Genomic DNA, 18,844 nt, shown 5'->3' with positions numbered 1-18,844 from the left:
AGTCGTGTTTATCAGTCTCAATTGCATGGTTTATCACCATTTGATCAAGCGGGCTTTGGTGTCTGAAATATTTGCAGGAAAAGGAACCCTAAATGGAACAATCCATCCGTGATGAAATGCGTGTACTCCCTTCAATTGATCCGCATTTTGAAATTGAACGCCGTATTGCTTTTATTAAGCGTAAGCTACAAGAAGCAGGTTGTAAGTCACTGGTGCTTGGCATTAGTGGCGGTGTTGACTCAACCACGTTAGGTCGCCTTGCCCAGCTTGCAGTAGAACAATTGAATGCGGAATCTGGTACTGACAAATATCAGTTTATCGCAGTACGTCTGCCTTACGGTGAGCAAAAAGATGAAGATGAAGCGCAACTGGCACTCTCTTTCATCAAGCCAACACACTCTGTGTCTGTGAACATTAAAGATGGTGTTGACGGTTTGCATGCGGCGACTGATACCGCGTTGCAAGGGACGGGCCTGCTTCCGACTGAAGCCGACAAAATTGATTTCGTAAAAGGTAACGTAAAAGCGCGAGCTCGTATGATTGCACAATATGAAATCGCTGGTTACGTTGGCGGCTTAGTATTGGGAACAGACCACTCAGCAGAGAACATCACCGGTTTTTACACTAAGTTTGGTGACGGCGCGTGCGACCTTGCCCCTCTATTTGGTTTAAGCAAGCGTCAAGTTCGCGAGTTGGCTGCAACATTAGGCGCACCAGAACTACTTGTTAAGAAAGTACCAACGGCAGATCTAGAAGAACTAGAGCCGCAAAAAGCAGATGAAGATGCTCTGAACTTAACTTATGAACAGATCGATGACTTCTTAGAAGGCAAACCCGTTCCACAGCAAGTGAGTGATCGTCTGGTAGCGATTTACAAAGCAACGCAGCACAAACGTCAGCCAATCCCAACGATTTACGACTAAGCGATATTTTCCGTTCCCTTTAAAACTCAAAACGCTGCTAAAATTAGCAGCGTTTTTATTGAGAAGCGGGGAGCCTTCTCGCTTAGTTTGTTACCGTCACGTCCGTCTCTGGAACAGCACAACACGCCAATACGGTTCCTATCGCACGTTCCTCATCTGTCAACGCAGGCACGTCCGGATGATGCACTTGACCCGACGTAAGCTGAACCTTACACGCGCCGCATAAGCCAGCACGACAGCTATTGCTAACAACCTTTCCTGCGTCTTCAAGCTGATCTAACAACGTTTTCTGATTATTCCCTACAACTTTCGCCCCATTAAAATCGATCGCTATGCTCTTCTCTGGTCTTGAAGTGACTGAAGATACTCCAAACGCTTCTTGATGGTAGTTTTCTTCTGGCAGCCCTTTTCTTAGTAGGAGATTTTTCGCTTTCTCCATAAAACCATCAGGACCACACACAAACACTTGGCGCTGTTCAACATCTTTGATTTGCTTAATGTGTGACAAACTTAAACGCCCTTTTAACCCAAACCAATCAACGGCAGGCTGCGTCAAGCAGATTTTCACTTCTAACCCCGGGTGCTTACGCTTTAACTGCTCCAACTCTGAGCGACAAGGAATATCATTTTCGGTACGACATTGATGGTAGAAAACCACGTTCTCCAACTGATTGTGATCCGCTAAGAAACGTACCATCGATAGCATTGGTGTTACTCCACTGCCTGCAGAGAGTAAGAGCAGAGGCTGCGCTTCATGCGTTTTTAGGTGGAACTGGCCATCAGGTTGTTCTGCCTCTAAAACATCACCGACTTGTAAATTGTCTAAGAGCGAATTAGAGACTCTTCCACCAGCAATACGCTTAACAGAAATAGCATAGCGACCCGGACGAGAGGGGCTGGATGATAAGGTATAACGTCGACCCACGTTCTTACCATCAATATTCACTTCTATTGGCAGGTGTTGTCCTGGCAAGTAATTAGGCAAAGAACCTTTGTTTGGCTCTAACCATAAGGTCACGAAGTCTTGGGCGATTTCCTCACGCTCAACACATGTTAACGTCATGCGCACTGGCGAGTTATCCGCGTAAAACTCCGGTTCTTTATACTCCAATACTTCAACTTTATCGCCTTGACGAATAATGCCCTCATTTCGCGCGACAAGATTCTGACCAAAGAACACACCACCGACATCATTTGCACGGAACTGTTGTAAGGTTTTAAGTGGCTCCTTGCTCTCTCGGAACGTGCCTCTTTGAGTATTCACCGTAGTCAGGATACAGCGCTCGCAAGGTTTGAGAGACTCAAACTCTACCTCACCGATTCGTATGCGCTTCCATGAATCTTCTTCAAACGGCTTGGTATCAGAGACCACTAAGTTAGTACGGAACTGATCCATAGAGTGTTGCTCAGAGCTTCTTCGGTTCAGTTCATCAAGGGAAGCCTGGCTGATCACTAACACCGGATAACCATCGGCAAAGCTAACGTTTTGTCCTAGCTTTTCGCGAACACGATTCGATTGCTCACCACTAAACAACAACTCAACACGTTGACCCAATACACGACTAAACCAATCATCTGCATCATCTGTGGTGGTATATGCAGTAAAGGTGTCTTTCCAAACTGTTGCTGGCGTTTCCTGCATTTTAAAGTCTTGATAACGGATTTTAAGCGGCTCCATCCCCAAACTGCTAAACACAACCCCATCGGATAATAAGGCGGACTTAATGGTTACCATTTGCGGATACTTTCGCGCAGTGATCATCGAGCCATCAGCTTTCGCAATCATAAAACGACGATCGAAGCTCAATCCTTGCTTCTCAACCCATACGGATGACAGCGATAATCCGCCAACTGACTTAACCGGAAAAACATTAATTTGGGATAAAACGGGTTGCGACATGGCCTTCTTCCTACGGGTGTTTTTTATTTGTTGCGGTATTGTATACTCAAATCACATTAAGTTGCAGAGTCTACTGCCTCTTCATCCATCGCAACTTTCTCGAAACCATATTCTTATAAATTTGGTTTTAGTGACAAGTATTTACTACACTCAATATTCGCGTTTTTTAACACCGTTCTGACCAAATACCGTTTGATAAAGTGTGATACGGCACACATAATTCATCTGAGTTATCACTGCCCCCATTTATTGATTTGGAGCTTAATTATGGATACAAGAAAACTGGTTCTGATTTTGTTATGTATCTTTCTTCCGCCTGTCGCGGTGTTTATGGAGAAAGGTCTAAATAAAGACTTTTTGATTAACCTAATATTGACGTGTTTCTTCTTTCTGCCGGGTACGATCCACGCGCTTTGGTTAACAATGAAGTAATCACTTACACTCTCACTCTGTAGAAAAGTGAAAAATGGGATGAAATGTGAGGGCAATTCCTCTATCATCCTGTCGCCTAAGCGCAAGCGTTTGCTCAAAAGCAAATACGGCGCTTGGGCTCCAATCAGACAACTTTTCAATGGTGGGAGCAATTAATGACAACACTGACAATCACTCGTCCTGACGACTGGCACGTTCACTTACGCGATGGGGAAGTTCTTAAAGACACCGTTCGCGACATCAGCCGCTACAATGGCCGTGCGCTGATCATGCCAAATACCGTCCCACCAGTTACTACAACTGAGCTCGCCCTAGCCTACCGTGACCGAATTCTAAAAGAGCAACATGGCGAACAGTTTGAACCTTTGATGGCGCTTTACCTCACAGACAACACCACACCAGATGAAATACGTAAGGCTAAAGCCACCGGAAACATTGTTGCTGCCAAGCTTTATCCTGCTGGAGCTACCACAAACTCAGATTCCGGTGTGACCAATGCGAAGAACATTTACCACGTTCTCGAAGCGATGGAAGAAGTCGGAATGTTACTTTTGGTTCATGGCGAAGTAACACATCACGATGTTGATATCTTCGACCGAGAGAAAGAATTCCTTGATACTGTCCTCGCTCCTATCGTCAATGACTTCCCTAATCTTAAAATCGTTCTAGAACACATCACTACCGCCGACGCAGCAAACTTCGTTAATAACGCCTCAGATAACGTAGCTGCTACCATCACTGCTCACCATCTTCTTTTCAACCGTAACCATATGCTTGTGGGTGGTATTAAACCTCATTTCTACTGTTTGCCAATTCTTAAGCGCGGAACCCACCAGCAAGCGCTGATCGAAGCAGCAACTAGTGGTAGCAAGAAGTTTTTCCTAGGTACAGACTCGGCACCACATGCGAAAGGGGCAAAAGAGTCCGCTTGCGGTTGTGCTGGTTCTTACACTGCACACGCAGCGCTAGAGCTTTATGCAGAAGTATTCGAGAATGAAGGCAAGCTGGAAAACTTGGAAGCGTTTTCAAGCTTCAATGGTCCTGATTTTTACGGCATTGCGCGCAACACAGATACGGTAACGTTAGAAAAATCCGCTTGGGATGTGCCGGAAACGATGCCATTTGGCAATGATATCGTTGTGCCTATTCGAGCAAATGAACAAATTGAGTGGAAAGTGAAGTAACCACTTTACTGACGTTCCATCCATAAAAGAGGGTCATGCCTTTCTGTGAAAAGAAGTCATGACCCTTGTTGTTCTTGTCTTGCTTTGGGCTGTGATTACTAGTGGCCGCGAATTTTTTCTACAGCAGCCCACACAGCAACCACAATCAACCCCGCCACAAAGCCGATAATGCCGTTAAGCAAAATAGGCAGAATCGCTGTAGCAACCGAATGACCACTAAAGTTCATAATAATCGGCTCTACAAAGTGATGAATGGCAGGTACGTTGTGCACTACAATCCCCCCGCCGACTAAAAACATCGCGGCAGTTCCCACAATCGTTAACAACTTCATCAGCTTTGGTGCAAAAGCAACTAAAGCACTGCCGACTTTCGCCATCCAGCCCTTACCTTTTGAGCGAATTTCAAGGTAGAAGCCCAAGTCATCCAATTTCACGATGCCTGCTACTAAGCCATAAACACCAATGGTCATGATGACTGCAATTAAGCTCACCACTAAGATTTGCGTCACAAGGCTCGCCCCAGTCACGGTACCCAACGCAATCACAATGATTTCCGCTGAAAGAATAAAGTCCGTTCGAATCGCACCAGCAACTTTGCGTTTTTCATACTCTTCTATCGACTCGCCAGTATTAACTAACTCTTCTTTTTCTTCGTGCGGATGCGAGTGAGAGAATACTTTCTCAAGCACCTTTTCTGCCCCTTCAAAGCAGAGAAACAAGCCGCCAATTAGCAATAGTGGCATGATAAGCCATGGAATAATCGCGCTAATTAGCAATGCTGAAGGAACTAAAATCAATTTGTTTTTGAACGAGCCTTTCGCAACCGCCCAAACCACTGGAATTTCTCGCTCAGATGCAACACCAGACACTTGTTGAGCGTTTAACGCTAGGTCATCACCCAACACACCAGCGGTTTTCTTTGCCGCCATTTTCGACATTAAGGCGACATCGTCGAGTACCGTGGCAATATCATCCAACAGTGTGAGTAAACTTGCTCCAGCCATTTTTTGTCTCTTATATGAAATTGAGTAAGTAACAAAATGTAACACCAATAAATCACTCATCAAAGTGATGATTTTGCAAAGAATACTATGCCAAATGGTGTTTTATATTGCCGTTAAGATAAGACAGGTCTAGTCTTGTGGTACCTTTCTGCAGTCAAAAGAAAAAGTATAGATGAAAAGTGGATACATTTACCCAATCGGTACCCCTGGCCAACCTTGGAGCGAAGAGGAACGTAAAGCTTGGTTAGCAACGCAAGAAGTAAAACGTAGCTACCAAGATGAAGTCGTCAGTAAAATCGATGCCCTACGCGAGCGTTTTGATGTTGAACAATATGGTGCGCTCTCATACAACGAGGCACGTTTCCCTCTGTTTTGTATCAAAACATGCAATTGGGATTCAACGAAGCCTGTTGTTTTGGTCACAGGTGGCGTGCACGGTTACGAGACGAGTGGTGTACATGGCGCTTTAAAGTTTGTAGAAACAGAAGCAGAGCGCTACGCAGAGCATTTCAATATTGTCGTTGCACCTTGCGTGAGCCCTTGGGGTTACGAGGTGATCAACCGCTGGAACCCAAACGCGATTGATCCAAACCGCTCTTTCTATAAGGATAGCCCTGCCGAAGAATCTGCCAACCTCATGAAGCTCGTTGCGACATTAGGCGATGTATTAATGCACATTGATTTGCACGAGACGACAGACTCCGATGAAACAGAGTTCCGTCCTGCGCTTGCCGCTCGTGATGGCATTGAGTACATCGAGGGCATGATCCCAGACGGTTTTTACACAGTTGGAGATAGTGAAAACCCTCAACCCGAGTTTCAACAAGCGGTGATTGAATCGGTTGCGAAAGTGACTCACATTGCACCTGCAGATGAAAATGGCGAAATCATTGGTTCACCAGTCGTACAGTTTGGCGTTATCAACTACCCAATGGTGAAGCTGGGTCTGTGTGGCGGCGTAACAAATTGCGTTTACGGCACGACAACGGAAGTGTACCCAGACAGCCCAACGGTGACCGACGAAGAGTGCAACGATGCGCAAGTTGCAGCCGTGGTCGGTGGTCTGAATTACGTTCTGGCTCAGTTATAATAAGCGGTTCTTATATTGCTCCGGTGTCATGCCGGAGTATTTCTTGAACATTGCGATAAAAGGGCTAGCTTGGTTATAACCTAACGTCAACGCGACTTCCTTTACGGTCTGCCCTTTACGCAGCAACTCCATAGAATGTAAATATCGCACACGTAAGCGCCACTCAGTAAAGCTCATGCCCAACTCACTCTGGCAATGTCTCGCTAACGTGCGTTCTGTGGTATGCACTTTTGTCGCCCACTCCGCCAAACTGATCTCATCCGTCGGCGATTCTTCTACTGCTTTTAAAATCGGTTCAAGATACTTATTGTCGGTTGTCGGTAAAAAGTGATGTTCGACTTCTTGCTTTGCAAGCTGGTCCAATAACACTTGTACCAATCGCTTGTCTTCATCACTTTGCGCCACGTTAATGTCTCGTTGACGAAAGTCCTCAATAATGGACGACACAATTGGAGTCACTTTGATCAGACTCGTTTTGGTAGGAAAGTGCGCCGTCAATTCAGGGGCAATGTTCAAAGAACAATATTCGATAGGTTTACGGTTGTAACTAGTATGACGGATACCAGCAGGAACCCAAATTGCAAGATGCGGAGGCGCTAGAAATCTTGTATCTTCTGCATCCATCTCTAGGATCCCACCGCTGATCAGCTGCACTTGCCCCCAAGGATGGCTATGAATTCGCGTTTCTGTATTAGAGAGAAAGGCTTCAAAATTCATAAATACATCCGATGGTGCGCGGTCGATTGATAATGAGGGATGAAGATTTCTGGCGCTCTTTTTCAAAATTGTCTTCCTATCGCTTACGATGTCTTTTAAGAGATACTTTTTATTATAAAGACCTGCCAGACTAGCGCCATCAATAATTGTGCTATAGGGTTCTCATGATTTATTTACTTCCGTTTTTCACCGTTATGATTTGGGGTGGTAACTCAATTGTGAATAAGATGGCAGCAAGCGCCATTGAACCAAGTGCGATGAGTTTCTATCGTTGGTTTGTCGCAATGGTACTTCTAGCTCCATTTTGTCTGCCTGCGATCATCAAACAACGACACATTATTCGACCTTACTTAACTAAGCTGGCATTTCTTGCGTTACTTGGCATGGTGCTCAACCAATCACTTGGCTACTACGCTGGTTTAACGACAACGGCTTCCAACATGGCACTGATTACCTCTTTGGTTCCTTTGATCAGTGTGTTTTTAAGTGTTCCTCTGTTAGGCAAGTCTGTATCAATGTTAAGTATCGTCGGTGGTGTGATTTCGCTCGGCGGCTTGGCGTTTATGCTTGGTCATGGTGATATCACCTACTTTTTACATCAAGACATGACCCAAGGTGATAGCCTTATGCTGATTGCAGCCATGGTATACGCGGCTTACTGCGTGCTGCTAAAACGCTGGAAGATGCCTTTCAGTAGTTTGACTCTGGTTTACATGCAAGGCTTCTTCTCGGTTGTGATGCTTACACCACTCTGGCTCTCTAGTGAGCAACTGTTACCAAGCCAAGGCGCGCTACCATTAATCGCCTATGCTGGCATTGCGGCTTCCATTTTTGCGCCGTTAATGTGGGTGAAAGCGATTGATTCAATTGGCGCTGATTCAAGTGCCATGTTCATGAACTTAATGCCCGTGGTTTCTGTCGTACTTGCTTCAACGTTGATTGGTGAGAAAATTTACGCTTACCACATTATTGGCGGGCTGTTAGTCATCTCTGGCGTTATCCTGTCGCAAATAAAAATACGACACAGAAAGCCATTGCCCAATTCTGAGATTGCCTCCACCGCCAATTAATCCCAGTTCCCCAAGCCACAGAGCTACGCTGTGGCTTGTCACTTCCAGCGTTCGAATAAAAGTTAATATTTTGTTTCATTCGCTATTCCCGAAAATTCATCTTACTGCTAAATTGGGAAAACAATAACCCATCAAGGAAAGACAGATGAGCAGTGGTCAAAGAGACATTACCCTTCGCTTTTTAGCAGAACCCAGTGACGTCAATTTCGGCGGAAAAGTGCACGGCGGCGCCGTAATGAAATGGATCGACTTAGCAGCCTACGCCTGCTCTGCAGCGTGGAGTGGCAAATATTGCATTACTGCATACGCAGGTGGTATTCGTTTTGTTGCGCCGATTCATGTCGGCAACTTAGTCGAAGTTAGTGCGAAAGTCATTTATACCGGACGAAGCTCAATGCACATCGCGATTGACGTGCAAGCCAGTGACCCAAAGCAAATGAAAAACAGACTCACCACCCACTGTATCGTTATTATGGTTGCTGTAGATGAGAACGGAAAACCAACCGACGTGCCGAAATGGGTTCCAGAATCTGATGAAGATAAAGCCTTGGAACAATCCGCTATCCGCCTTATGAACATGCGCAAAGAAATCGGGGAAGAGATGGAAGCGCACGTAAAGTATCTCAAGTAACCTACATCCGTTAAGAACGCTATTGACTACCTCAACGTTACTTATATCCAGAGTGTGGAGCAACATCATGGTTTTGCCATTTGCTTCACACTCGGCCTCCTCTGTCATAAATCCTTCACCTAGCTTTGCTTAAATCCATCCACTATTTTGGAGTTGGATAGAGTTTGGATCTTGAGACTAAAAGAAACGACCTTAAGTGAAGAGACGTTGACCAATTTAAAAGCGGTCGAGTACCAGTGGGTAAGAACCATGTACGTCGAGGGGTATAACGAAACAGAAATTAACCATTACATTCAAACCTGCTTTGGCGGTGATGTCACCTTTGCAAATTTATTTCGTCGCGTCGCACTACAGCAAGAAAGCTTATACACGCTGCTTCAATACGTTGGATGTGCCCCCTCCAGTCGAGAGTTTTAATCCTTACCTACCTCAATTTTACTGATACCTGAACTCAGGTTATTTATGTGAAGTGCTACGCAGGGCATTATTCAAGCCCTGTGTAATCCATTTCAAAGCCGCTAATCTTTACCTGCTTATTGAACAACTGTATTTAACAGGTATAAAAAAACCTGAGTCTAAACTCAGGTTATGGTTACAAAAACTGTTAGTGATTGAATCGTAAGGAACTAAGCTAACAGCCAGCTATGCGTAACGCCAATAAAAGCCAAGATATTACTGATCGGCGGCCAAACCAAAATTGTAATATCCATGCTACGTATAAGGGCGACCATGTGGTCGCCCTTTTCTAGTTATTCTTATCAATCTCAGACCACAAGAGATTATCCTTTCACACCACCAGCGGTTAGACCACCAACCAACCAGCGTTGAGCAAGTAAGAATACGGCAGTGATTGGCACTGCTGAAAGTACAGCAGCTGCTGCAAAGTCACCCCACAAGTAGTTTTGTGGATATAGGTATTGCTGCATACCCACTGCAAGTGTGTACGAGTCTACATCAGAAAGTAGTAGTGATGCTACAGGAACTTCACCAATTACCATGATGAACGACAAGATGAATACTACCGCTAGGATTGGCACAGACAATGGAAGCAATACCAAACGGAATGCTTGCCATGGTGTCGCACCATCCAGTGCCGCCGCTTCTTCTAACGAAGAGTCAATACTTTCGAAGTAGCCTTTAATCGTCCAAACGTGCAGGGCGATACCCCCTAAGTAAGCGAAGATCAGACCGCCGTGCGTGTTGAGACCAAGGAATGGGATGTACTGACCCAATTTGTCGAACAACGCGTATAGAGCAACCAATGCCAATACCGCAGGGAACATTTGGAAGATCATCATCGCTTTTAGGATGGTGTTCTTACCTTTGAACTTCATACGAGCAAACGCATAAGCTGATGTGGTTGATAGCGCCACGATTAGGATTGCAGAAATACCACCCACTTTTACTGAGTTCCACAGCCATGTCATGACTGGGAATGGTGGCGGTGTAACTGTACCGTCTGGGTTAGTCACCGAGAAACCTAATGCCAATTTCCAGTGATCAAGCGTTGGGTTGTCTGGGATCAGGCTACCCGTTGCAAAGTTACCTTCACGGAATGAAATCGCGATGATCATCAGTAAAGGGAAAATAATCAGTGCCAAGAATGCCCACATCGCAATATGAGTAGCCCAAACACGATACTTTAATGACTTACCTTGTACCATTGCCATTGTAATTTCTCCTTAGTCCTGAGCTACTTTAGTTACGCGTAGGTTGATAAGTGCCAATGCGCCAACCAATAGGAAGATAAGTGTTGCTACTGCACTTGCTAGACCGAAGTCTTGACCGCCCGCACCTTCGAATGCGATTCGGTAGGTGTAACTTACCAATAGGTCTGTGTAACCCGCAGGTTCTGACGTACCAATCATGTTTGGACCACCGCCTGTCAACAACTGGATAAGCACGAAGTTGTTGAAGTTGAAGGCAAAGCTCGCAATCAACAGTGGTGTTAACGGCTTCAACATCATTGGTAGCGTGATACGAGTAAAGTTAGTAATAAAGTTCGCACCATCAATTGCTGACGCTTCATATAAATCATCAGGAATCGCTTTTAGTAGACCCATACATAGAATCATCATGTAAGGGAAACCAAGCCACGTGTTCACAATCAGAATCATGGTTTTCGCCATGAATGGGTCTGAGAACCAAGCTGGGCTAATACCGAACAAACCTTCCAGAAGCATGTTGATCTCACCAAAGCTTTGGTTAAACAAACCTTTAAAGATCAAGATAGAAATAAACGCCGGTACCGCATAAGGCAGAATCAGTAAGAGTCGGTAAACCGAGCGGCCTTTTAATGCTTCCCACTGAACAACACTTGCTAGAACAAGACCAATTACAAGCGTAAATAGTACGGTGAGTGCCGAGAACACAATCGTCCAGATAAAGATACTGATAAACGGCTCTTTGATACCATCATCTTTCCACACACGCTCAAAGTTGTGCGTGCCAATATTCACCACAAAGCCAGGAGACACTGTGCTACCAACAAACTGACCGTTTTCATCGACAGGTTGGTAGTAACCTACTTCCATATTTGGACGTAACGTCTCTTCAGTACGATTGTTGTAAAGCATTTCACCGTCTTCTTGCAGCGTGTACAAAGGCACAACTGCCGCAAACTTACGTAACCCGCTCATACGGATGTCTTCACCGCTCGGCAGATGCAAATCAACACTGCTCAACGTATTACGGCTCTTAACAATCGTCTTGATTGATTCTTTCTCGCCCGTAGCTTCTTCAATTGGCGACAGGTCAAGATCCGATGCTGAAAGGCTATCTAGTTGAAAAGTGGGCGTAGCAAGTAGCTCACCATCTTTTTCAACCACAAGCTGATGTCCTTGATCCGTTTTATATAAAGTGAACGGGTAGCTATCACCACTTTGATAAGTTCTGTCCAATAGTACGCTCTGCGCACGATCAAAAGAGAGTTGGTTTTTCGCGCTGTAGTTGGTAAACGCCAAACCTATGGTGTACGCCAGAGGGAAAAGAATGAAAAGGATCATCCCTGCGATACCAGGGTAGATGTAACGGTGTGCGTACGTCTTTTTACTACCAAAGATGAACAACGCTAAAGCGGTAAGAATGATCGTAAGTAGTGCAAACGCAATCTCACCGCGTGAATACATAAGGATTGTTGCGTAGCCATTGATAATGCCGACTGTGCCTAAAAGTGACCATTTCATGAACACTTTTTTGCTGCTCGGAAGGCTGGCTTCTGGTGCTGTCATAGCATTTGTACCTTGAACTGACTGCATAGGGAACCTGCTAGCGAATATAGAATAAATATAGAAAAGTAAGGAGGAGTTGCCCCCTCCTTAAAAAGGTCTTACTTAATTATTTAGTCATTTGTTTTTCTGCGTCTGCCAATGCTGCATCGACAGTTTGACGACCATCAACTACGTTGATGATTGCGTTCTTAGCCGCGCCCCAGAATGCGTTCATTTGAGGAATGTTTGGCATAATTTCGCCGTTCATCGCGTTGTCCATTGTCGCAGCAATACGAGTATCTGAATCTAGTTCACGTTGGAACGAGTTAAGCGCTACCGCACCTAGAGGCTTATCGTTGTTAACCATACGTAGGCCGTCGTTTGTTAGTAGGTAGTTCTCAATGAACTCAACCGCTAGGTCTTTGTTTGGAGACGCAGTGCTGATACCAGCCGTTAGAACACCAACGAATGGCTTAGAAGATTGACCTTGGAACTTAGGTAGCGTAGTCACGCCGTAGTTAACGCCAGACTTCTCGATGTTGCCCCAAGACCATGGACCGTTGATCGTCATCGCTGTCTTACCTTGGTTGAATGCAGACTCAGATACTGAGTAGTCCATATCTGCAGAGATCACGCCTTTGTCTACCAAGCCTTTTACGAAGCTCATTGCGTCTTTAACGCCTTCTTTCGCGATACCAGCGTCTTTAATATCGTAACCTTCAGAAGTGTATTTGAACGCGTAGCCGCCATCAGCAGCCATTAGTGGCCAAGTGAAGTACGGTTCTTTTAGGTTCCACATGATTGCAGACTTGCCGTCTTTTTTAAGTTTTGCATCTAGCGCTGCAACTTCTTCCCAAGACTTCGGTGGGTTTGGAACTAGGTCTTTGTTGTAGATTAGAGATAGAGACTCAACCGCAACTGGGTAGCCAATCAGTTTGCCGTCGTAACGTACAGCATCCCAAGCGAAATCAACAATACCTTCTTGAATGTTCTTAGAAGGTTTAATTTCTGCTAGCAGGCCAGCTTCTGCGTAACCACCGAAACGGTCGTGAGCCCAGAATACGATGTCAGGACCGTCACCAGTCGCTGCAGTTTGAGGGAATTTGTCTTGAAGGCCATCTGGGTGAGCCACTGTCACTTTAATGCCAGTGTCTTCTTCGAATTTTTTACCAACTTCAGCAAGGCCGTTGTAACCTTTGTCGCCGTTGATCCAGATAGTAAGTTGTCCTTCTTCGATGGCAGCATTAGCACCAAAAGAACCCAAAGCAACAAGAGTACCTAGTGCTACAGCGCTTAACTTTTTCATGTTCGTATCCTTTTTATATTTTTGATGTAGGGCTAGTCCATTGAGGTTCAGCCGTATTTCGACATATATCATCTGAAATAATCCAATATGTCTCATCCTCCTAATCCCTACGCCCTTACAATTATGACGTATTTTCGTGATCTAAATCGCCAAGGGTAAGAGACTCAAATCACAAAACGGATACTTCCTGTGATCGGTTTCAACTTTAGGTGGTGCAATAATGTGATTTCCGACCAACTGCTTTATTCCTCCTCCTTTTTTACTCCTCCCTACCTACTCCCCCTACAATTATTTCTATTAGGAGGATGTCGCACCTCGCACAATCTTACAAACTTCAGTCATCCAAGAGTGGATGGTAAGAACCCTTTCCCAGCAGTGCCTACGTATTAGGAAAAAGATTTGCTGGTTTTGCATTGCCAGACGAGTGGAATGTCATTATTGGTGTTGTTTGTGGTAATTATTTCACGGGGGAGACAACACGAATAATGTGGGGGAGAGAAACTCGTACTTGGCTATGATGGGTAGCACTTCTATTCAGGACATTTTATTGAAGTGCTACCCTACTTTTCTTACCAACCGCAATAACTTACCGATTCCTACTGTTACTGCTCGCTAGATAATTCATATAATGATGAGCGGTGAATAATAAAAAATTGATCGAGGACGAGCTACATGGCGAGTGTCACGTTAAAAAATGTTTGTAAAGCGTATGGCGACGTACTGATTTCTAAGAACGTAGACCTAACAATCAACGAAGGTGAATTTGTTGTTTTCGTAGGTCCATCAGGTTGTGGTAAATCTACCCTTTTACGTTGTATTGCCGGTCTTGAAGACATTACTTCAGGTGATTTGTATATTGGTGACCAGCGCATGAATGACGTCGAACCATCCAAACGTGGTGTTGGTATGGTATTCCAGTCTTACGCTCTTTACCCACACCTTAACTTATATGACAACATGTCATTTGGCTTAAAATTAGCAAAAGCAGACAAAGCAGAAATCGACAAACGTGTTGAGCAAGCTGCAGAAATTCTACAATTGGGCCACTTACTTGAACGCCAACCAAAAGCGCTTTCAGGTGGTCAGCGTCAACGTGTGGCTATCGGTCGAACACTGGTATCGCAACCTAATGTATTCCTTCTGGATGAACCACTATCAAACTTGGATGCCGCACTGCGTGTAAACATGCGTGCGCAAATCACTAAGCTACAACGTCAACTTGGTTGTACCATGATCTACGTAACGCACGATCAGGTAGAAGCAATGACAATGGCAGATAAAATCGTTGTACTAGACGGCGGTTATGTATCGCAAGTTGGTAAGCCGCTTGAGCTTTACCATTACCCACAAAACCGCTTTGTAGCAGGCTTTATCGGTTCTCCGAAAATGAACTTCATGAGCGTATTCATTGATGAAGTAGAAGCAGAGCGCGTCAAAGTTCAACTATCTAATGGCGTATCTTTCTGGATTCCAGTGGATGGCACGACGGTTAACCGTGGCGACCGCATGTCTTTAGGCATTCGCCCTGAGCACCTATTATCCGCTTCTGATGCTGATGCAAGCATTCACGGTGAAGTGATGATTGTTGAGAAGCTCGGTAACGAAACTCAAGTATACCTAAACCTAGAAGGTGCGGACGCGGACGTTATTTTCCGTCAGCCTGACACGCTCGCAGTCGATACCGGCGATAAAATCGAGATTGGTATTCCAGCACACCGTTGTCACCTGTTCCACAGTGATGGTCGTGCATGCCGCCGCCTATACAAAGAAAACGGCGTAGAAGTCGAATAATTCATTCGTCCTGATTCACAATAAATCCCTCTCACTTGAGAGGGATTTTTTTTATCCTAATAAATATCAGTAATTCGATACTAAATCATTAATCGTTAAAGAATAAGATCACCCGTTTCTTCTACCTTTACATAAACCATTGTCTTTGTACTGATACTTCATTTTTAATACTTTTCCTCATCCCTCATGAGTAAGTACCAGCTTTTTCCTAACCCGCCAAACTTAGCCAAAGGTCTAAATTTCATTCTTATTTCCACTTACCTCAACAACGCAAATTTTTACACTTATCAACGAAATTACACGTGACAAAAAACTCAGAAGCATTCAACAGAATGCTCTGTTCACCAACTACTAATAACGCTCACGACACGGCAATTGGGGGAGACACCCAAGGGCGGTAGCGTGTAAGAAGGGAAACTGAGTCATGAAACAAAAAGGACTTATCCGCTCTCACGAGATGGAGTTCGCTTTTTTATATCGCATCTCAGATCTTGCTGTCATCGTCTCTTTTATGCTGCTTTTAGTGTTCAAAGACATGAATACTGCGATGGGGAAAGATTACGTCATACTGGCTTTTGTTGGAGGCATCTCCTTTCTATTTATGGCAGAAAGCGGCAATCTGTACCGCTCTTGGCGAACCAGTTCGTTTAAAGAGCAGATGATTATTGTCTGTGTTGCCTGGGCAGTAACTTCCGCGCTTATCTTTATTGTTCTGTATTTTTCGGAAGTCTATGACTTATTTGATAACACTATTCTGGCATTGTGGTTTGCGATTACGCCCGCTCTACTTTTGGCATGGCGAGTGACATTCCGTACCGGATTAGCCTATTTAAGAAAAAAAGGATTCAACACTCGTACTGCAATAATCATCGGCCAAACTCCTCACGGCATTACCCTCGCTAATGAAATTCAAAACCACACTGAACACGGTGTACTTTTTGATGGCTTTTACGATGAGCGTTCTTCCGACAGATTGCCAAATTCTGCTTACCCTATTAAAGGGGCAGTTGACCACGCTCTTGAGCGAGCCAAGAAAGGAGAAGTGGATTACGTCTATATCGCAATGCCAATGCACGCAAAAGAACGTATTGCATCGCTTCTTAACCAATTCTCAGACACCACCGCAAATACGTATCTGATTCCTGACTTCTTTACCTATAACCTTTTGCATTCTCGTTGGGCGCAAATCGGCCAAGTTCAAACGCTCAGCGTATTTGATACGCCATTTGCTGGAATTTCTTCCTGGGTAAAACGGTTTGAAGACATCTTGTTTTCGAGCATTATTTTAGCCTTGATCTCTCCAGTCCTGCTCACCATTGCGATTGGCATTAAGCTGACCTCTAAAGGTCCGGTCATTTTTAAACAGCATCGTTACGGCCTCGATGGACGCAAGATTGAAGTCTGGAAATTCCGTTCAATGACCACTATGGATCAAGGCCCTCACGTGAAACAGGCGACAAAGAACGACCCACGCATTACGCCTTTTGGTGGTTTTCTGCGTCGCACCTCTTTGGACGAACTGCCTCAATTTATCAATGTACTGCAAGGGACCATGTCTATTGTTGGTCCACGCCCTCATGCCGTGGCGCACAATGAAGAGTATCGCCAGATTGTTGACCGATACATGCTACGTCACAAAGTAAAACCAGGCATTACTGGCTGGGCGCAAATTAATGGCTATCGCGGCGAAACCGACACCTTAGAAAAAATGGAAAAGAGAGTCGAATTTGATTTGGATTACATCCACCACTGGTCGGTTTGGATGGACATCAAAATCATCTTCATGACCGTTTTCAAAGGGTTCACTGGTGCTAACGCTTACTAAGGTTGAGATTATGAAGAAACTGACAATGGCAATAGCATTGAGTCTGTTTTCAACTGGCTTACTCGCAGAACCGATGGCTTACCAAACCGAGTCTGGCATTGAGTTTATTCCCCTCGTAAGAACTTTCTACGAGGGCGATGACAACATCAACAAAGCGGAGGAATCCGGCAATGTAGAATCGGTCAATATTTGGGGTATAGAGCCAAGCTTATTAGCACGTATAGAAAGGAATCGCTATCGCGCAGATATTTTGTACAAGTTGAAAGCAGGTTTTTCATCCGATGACCGCAACGACTTCGACGATCATACCTTTCAGTTTTCCAACTTTTTTGAGTTCAATCATCGTCATCGTTTAGTGGTTGATTATCGTTTTCGCGCCCAGCATGAAATTAGAGGGGAAGACATTACCGAAGGTAATGGTAGCGCAATAGACTCACCAATTGAGTTCAACCGTAACGATATCAAAACCAATTATGTCTTTGGCTCTAACGGTGCAAAAGGCAGACTCGAATTCGGTTTAGGCTACAGTGATAAAACCTATCAAAACTACCGTGACGGATTACCTGGGCGCCCAAACGCTAAAACGAAATACAACGATTTTCGAGCTCCCAATGCACACTTGGAATTCTATTTAAGGGCGACGCCAAGAACCTATTGGTTGGTTGGGACAAAACAAATAGTAACCGACTATCAGCACCGAAATTCTGCGCAGCCTTCCAAAGATAATAACACCAGTTTCTATTACACCGGTGCCGAATGGGAAGTCACAGGAAAAACCAAAGGCATCGCTCGACTCGGTTATCAAATCAAAGATTTTGACAGCGCTCAACGAGATACATTTAAAGGCTTCAGTTGGGATATCGGCTTTGAATGGCTGCCTCAAGAACAAACTCTAGTCAGCGTGAAAACCACTCAAGCGGCAGTTAACCCAGATCAAGATGGCGATTACAACCTACAAACTCGTTATCGACTGAACCTCAAGCACGATTGGAATAGTTACCTTGCAACTCGCTTAGGTGCTATTTATCAACAAGATGACTATACGGGGATCACCAGAAACGACGATCGCTACACCCTATCTTTTGGTATCGATTATCAAATTAAACGCTGGATACAGCTGCAAGCCGACTGGCAATACCAAGATAAAACCTCTAACCGACCAGGTTATAGCTTTGAACAAAACATTTGGACTTTAAGCGCACAGTTTTCTCTGTAACAAGGATTATTAATGAAGTCATTCATCACATTCATGAGCGTCGCGTTATTGCTATTTAGCACCTTGGTAAACGCTGACTCAAACGAAGAAGATTACTTACTCGACACGGGCGATACCATTTCCGTACAGGTCTACGGTGAAGAAGATCTTACGATTAAAAATATTCTAATAACGTCAGATGGCTATTTTGATTATCCCTACCTTGGCCGAATCAAAGCAATCAAAAAAACGCCGAAACAACTCAAGTACGAAATAGAAACGGGCTTAAAAGGCGATTATCTCATCAACCCAAAAGTGATGGTCACCATCAATAACTTTCGTCTGTTTTACGTCAATGGCGAAGTCAGGAAACCAGGTGGATTTGAATATCGACCAGGATTAACTATCGAAAAGGCCATCGCTTTAGCTGGTGGCTTGACCGACCGAGCCTCACGCAAAGGCATTAACCTCACCAAACATAAAACGGGTCAAACGATAGAGGGTGTCAGTATGCACCGCAACGTTGAGCCTGGTGACATTGTATTTATCGACCAGAGCTTCTTTTAA

General features: G+C 44.6%; 17 protein-coding genes. 11 read left to right on the top strand and 6 right to left on the bottom strand.

All coding sequences use genetic code 11. The features are described 5' to 3' along the window. Positions 1-92: 92 nt before the first annotated feature. Complete coding sequence (nadE, locus tag NB463_RS18140; RefSeq protein WP_006742205.1) at positions 93-923, top strand: ammonia-dependent NAD(+) synthetase; 831 nt, start codon at positions 93-95, stop codon at positions 921-923. Between the two features lie 82 nt (positions 924-1,005). Here nadE and NB463_RS18135 read toward each other — a convergent pair whose 3' ends face one another. After that, a complete protein-coding gene (locus NB463_RS18135; RefSeq protein ID WP_258431305.1) occupies positions 1,006-2,823 on the bottom strand; it encodes a hybrid-cluster NAD(P)-dependent oxidoreductase in 1,818 nt (605 codons plus the stop codon). Between the two features lie 267 nt (positions 2,824-3,090). Here NB463_RS18135 and NB463_RS18130 point away from each other — a divergent pair, with 267 nt between their 5' ends. Next, the gene (locus NB463_RS18130; RefSeq protein WP_005375297.1) at positions 3,091-3,255 is read left to right on the top strand and encodes a YqaE/Pmp3 family membrane protein; all 165 of its coding nucleotides are present in this window, start codon (positions 3,091-3,093) and stop codon (positions 3,253-3,255) included. A 155-nt stretch (positions 3,256-3,410) separates the two neighbouring features. Further along, positions 3,411-4,439: a dihydroorotase gene (gene pyrC / locus NB463_RS18125; RefSeq protein ID WP_048625318.1), complete on the top strand. Its 1,029-nt coding sequence runs from the start codon at positions 3,411-3,413 to the stop codon at positions 4,437-4,439. A gap of 98 nt (positions 4,440-4,537) precedes the next feature. On the opposite strand, the gene NB463_RS18120 is transcribed toward pyrC, so the two are convergent. Continuing rightward, the gene (locus NB463_RS18120) at positions 4,538-5,443 is read right to left on the bottom strand and encodes a DUF808 domain-containing protein (RefSeq protein WP_053809624.1); all 906 of its coding nucleotides are present in this window, start codon (positions 5,441-5,443) and stop codon (positions 4,538-4,540) included. Between the two features lie 172 nt (positions 5,444-5,615). Here NB463_RS18120 and NB463_RS18115 point away from each other — a divergent pair, with 172 nt between their 5' ends. Next, positions 5,616-6,533, top strand: a complete 918-nt coding sequence (locus NB463_RS18115; RefSeq protein WP_053809625.1) for a M14 family metallopeptidase — start codon at positions 5,616-5,618, stop codon at positions 6,531-6,533. Here the strand turns inward: NB463_RS18115 and NB463_RS18110 are convergent. Next, complete coding sequence (locus tag NB463_RS18110) at positions 6,528-7,316, bottom strand: AraC family transcriptional regulator (RefSeq protein WP_258431304.1); 789 nt, start codon at positions 7,314-7,316, stop codon at positions 6,528-6,530. The two genes, NB463_RS18115 and NB463_RS18110, sit on opposite strands and share 6 nt — an antisense overlap. A 98-nt stretch (positions 7,317-7,414) precedes the next feature. Here NB463_RS18110 and NB463_RS18105 point away from each other — a divergent pair, with 98 nt between their 5' ends. The 3 genes from NB463_RS18105 (at position 7,415) to NB463_RS18095 (ending at position 9,368) form a co-directional block, all read left to right on the top strand. Then, the gene (locus NB463_RS18105; RefSeq protein ID WP_258431303.1) at positions 7,415-8,320 is read left to right on the top strand and encodes a DMT family transporter; all 906 of its coding nucleotides are present in this window, start codon (positions 7,415-7,417) and stop codon (positions 8,318-8,320) included. A 145-nt stretch (positions 8,321-8,465) separates the two neighbouring features. Further along, a complete protein-coding gene (locus tag NB463_RS18100) occupies positions 8,466-8,951 on the top strand; it encodes an acyl-CoA thioesterase (protein ID WP_005392490.1) in 486 nt (161 codons plus the stop codon). Positions 8,952-9,122: 171 nt separating this feature from the next. Further along, positions 9,123-9,368: a hypothetical protein gene (locus tag NB463_RS18095; protein ID WP_005375277.1), complete on the top strand. Its 246-nt coding sequence runs from the start codon at positions 9,123-9,125 to the stop codon at positions 9,366-9,368. A 362-nt stretch (positions 9,369-9,730) separates the two neighbouring features. Here the strand turns inward: NB463_RS18095 and malG are convergent, their stop codons facing one another. The 3 genes from malG to malE form a co-directional block, all read right to left on the bottom strand. Continuing rightward, a complete protein-coding gene (gene malG / locus NB463_RS18090; RefSeq protein WP_005375275.1) occupies positions 9,731-10,621 on the bottom strand; it encodes a maltose ABC transporter permease MalG in 891 nt (296 codons plus the stop codon). 12 nt (positions 10,622-10,633) lie between these two features. Further along, entirely contained in the window at positions 10,634-12,208 is a 1,575-nt protein-coding gene (gene malF, locus NB463_RS18085) for a maltose ABC transporter permease MalF (protein WP_053809628.1), read from the bottom strand. Between the two features lie 79 nt (positions 12,209-12,287). Next, the gene (gene malE, locus NB463_RS18080; RefSeq protein WP_053809629.1) at positions 12,288-13,466 is read right to left on the bottom strand and encodes a maltose/maltodextrin ABC transporter substrate-binding protein MalE; all 1,179 of its coding nucleotides are present in this window, start codon (positions 13,464-13,466) and stop codon (positions 12,288-12,290) included. Between the two features lie 672 nt (positions 13,467-14,138). Here malE and malK point away from each other — a divergent pair. From malK to NB463_RS18060, 4 genes are all read left to right on the top strand, one after another. Next, positions 14,139-15,257 carry a maltose/maltodextrin ABC transporter ATP-binding protein MalK gene (gene malK, locus NB463_RS18075; RefSeq protein WP_053809630.1) on the top strand — a complete coding sequence of 373 codons (1,119 nt, stop codon included), beginning with the start codon at positions 14,139-14,141 and terminating at the stop codon, positions 15,255-15,257. A gap of 424 nt (positions 15,258-15,681) precedes the next feature. Then, on the top strand, positions 15,682-17,082 hold the full coding sequence (locus NB463_RS18070) for an undecaprenyl-phosphate glucose phosphotransferase (protein WP_005392488.1): 1,401 nt from the start codon (positions 15,682-15,684) through the stop codon (positions 17,080-17,082). A gap of 10 nt (positions 17,083-17,092) precedes the next feature. Next, the gene (locus tag NB463_RS18065) at positions 17,093-18,298 is read left to right on the top strand and encodes an outer membrane beta-barrel protein (RefSeq protein ID WP_104972859.1); all 1,206 of its coding nucleotides are present in this window, start codon (positions 17,093-17,095) and stop codon (positions 18,296-18,298) included. A 12-nt stretch (positions 18,299-18,310) separates the two neighbouring features. Then, positions 18,311-18,844 carry a polysaccharide biosynthesis/export family protein gene (locus NB463_RS18060; RefSeq protein ID WP_048625325.1) on the top strand — a complete coding sequence of 178 codons (534 nt, stop codon included), beginning with the start codon at positions 18,311-18,313 and terminating at the stop codon, positions 18,842-18,844.

The organism is Vibrio sp. RM-41-2B (assembly GCF_024744415.1).
Lineage (GTDB): Bacteria > Pseudomonadota > Gammaproteobacteria > Enterobacterales > Vibrionaceae > Vibrio > Vibrio diabolicus.
This window is presented reverse-complemented; position numbering and strand designations above follow the sequence as displayed.

Coding starts and splice junctions, on each gene's coding strand:
- nadE (WP_006742205.1), top strand. CDS start 93: ATGGAACAATCCATCCGTGATGAAATGCGTGTACTCCCTTCAATTGAT.
- NB463_RS18135 (WP_258431305.1), bottom strand. CDS start 2,823: ATGTCGCAACCCGTTTTATCCCAAATTAATGTTTTTCCGGTTAAGTCA.
- NB463_RS18130 (WP_005375297.1), top strand. CDS start 3,091: ATGGATACAAGAAAACTGGTTCTGATTTTGTTATGTATCTTTCTTCCG.
- pyrC (WP_048625318.1), top strand. CDS start 3,411: ATGACAACACTGACAATCACTCGTCCTGACGACTGGCACGTTCACTTA.
- NB463_RS18120 (WP_053809624.1), bottom strand. CDS start 5,443: ATGGCTGGAGCAAGTTTACTCACACTGTTGGATGATATTGCCACGGTA.
- NB463_RS18115 (WP_053809625.1), top strand. CDS start 5,616: ATGAAAAGTGGATACATTTACCCAATCGGTACCCCTGGCCAACCTTGG.
- NB463_RS18105 (WP_258431303.1), top strand. CDS start 7,415: ATGATTTATTTACTTCCGTTTTTCACCGTTATGATTTGGGGTGGTAAC.
- NB463_RS18100 (WP_005392490.1), top strand. CDS start 8,466: ATGAGCAGTGGTCAAAGAGACATTACCCTTCGCTTTTTAGCAGAACCC.
- malG (WP_005375275.1), bottom strand. CDS start 10,621: ATGGCAATGGTACAAGGTAAGTCATTAAAGTATCGTGTTTGGGCTACT.
- malF (WP_053809628.1), bottom strand. CDS start 12,208: ATGCAGTCAGTTCAAGGTACAAATGCTATGACAGCACCAGAAGCCAGC.
- malE (WP_053809629.1), bottom strand. CDS start 13,466: ATGAAAAAGTTAAGCGCTGTAGCACTAGGTACTCTTGTTGCTTTGGGT.
- malK (WP_053809630.1), top strand. CDS start 14,139: ATGGCGAGTGTCACGTTAAAAAATGTTTGTAAAGCGTATGGCGACGTA.
- NB463_RS18070 (WP_005392488.1), top strand. CDS start 15,682: ATGAAACAAAAAGGACTTATCCGCTCTCACGAGATGGAGTTCGCTTTT.
- NB463_RS18065 (WP_104972859.1), top strand. CDS start 17,093: ATGAAGAAACTGACAATGGCAATAGCATTGAGTCTGTTTTCAACTGGC.
- NB463_RS18060 (WP_048625325.1), top strand. CDS start 18,311: ATGAAGTCATTCATCACATTCATGAGCGTCGCGTTATTGCTATTTAGC.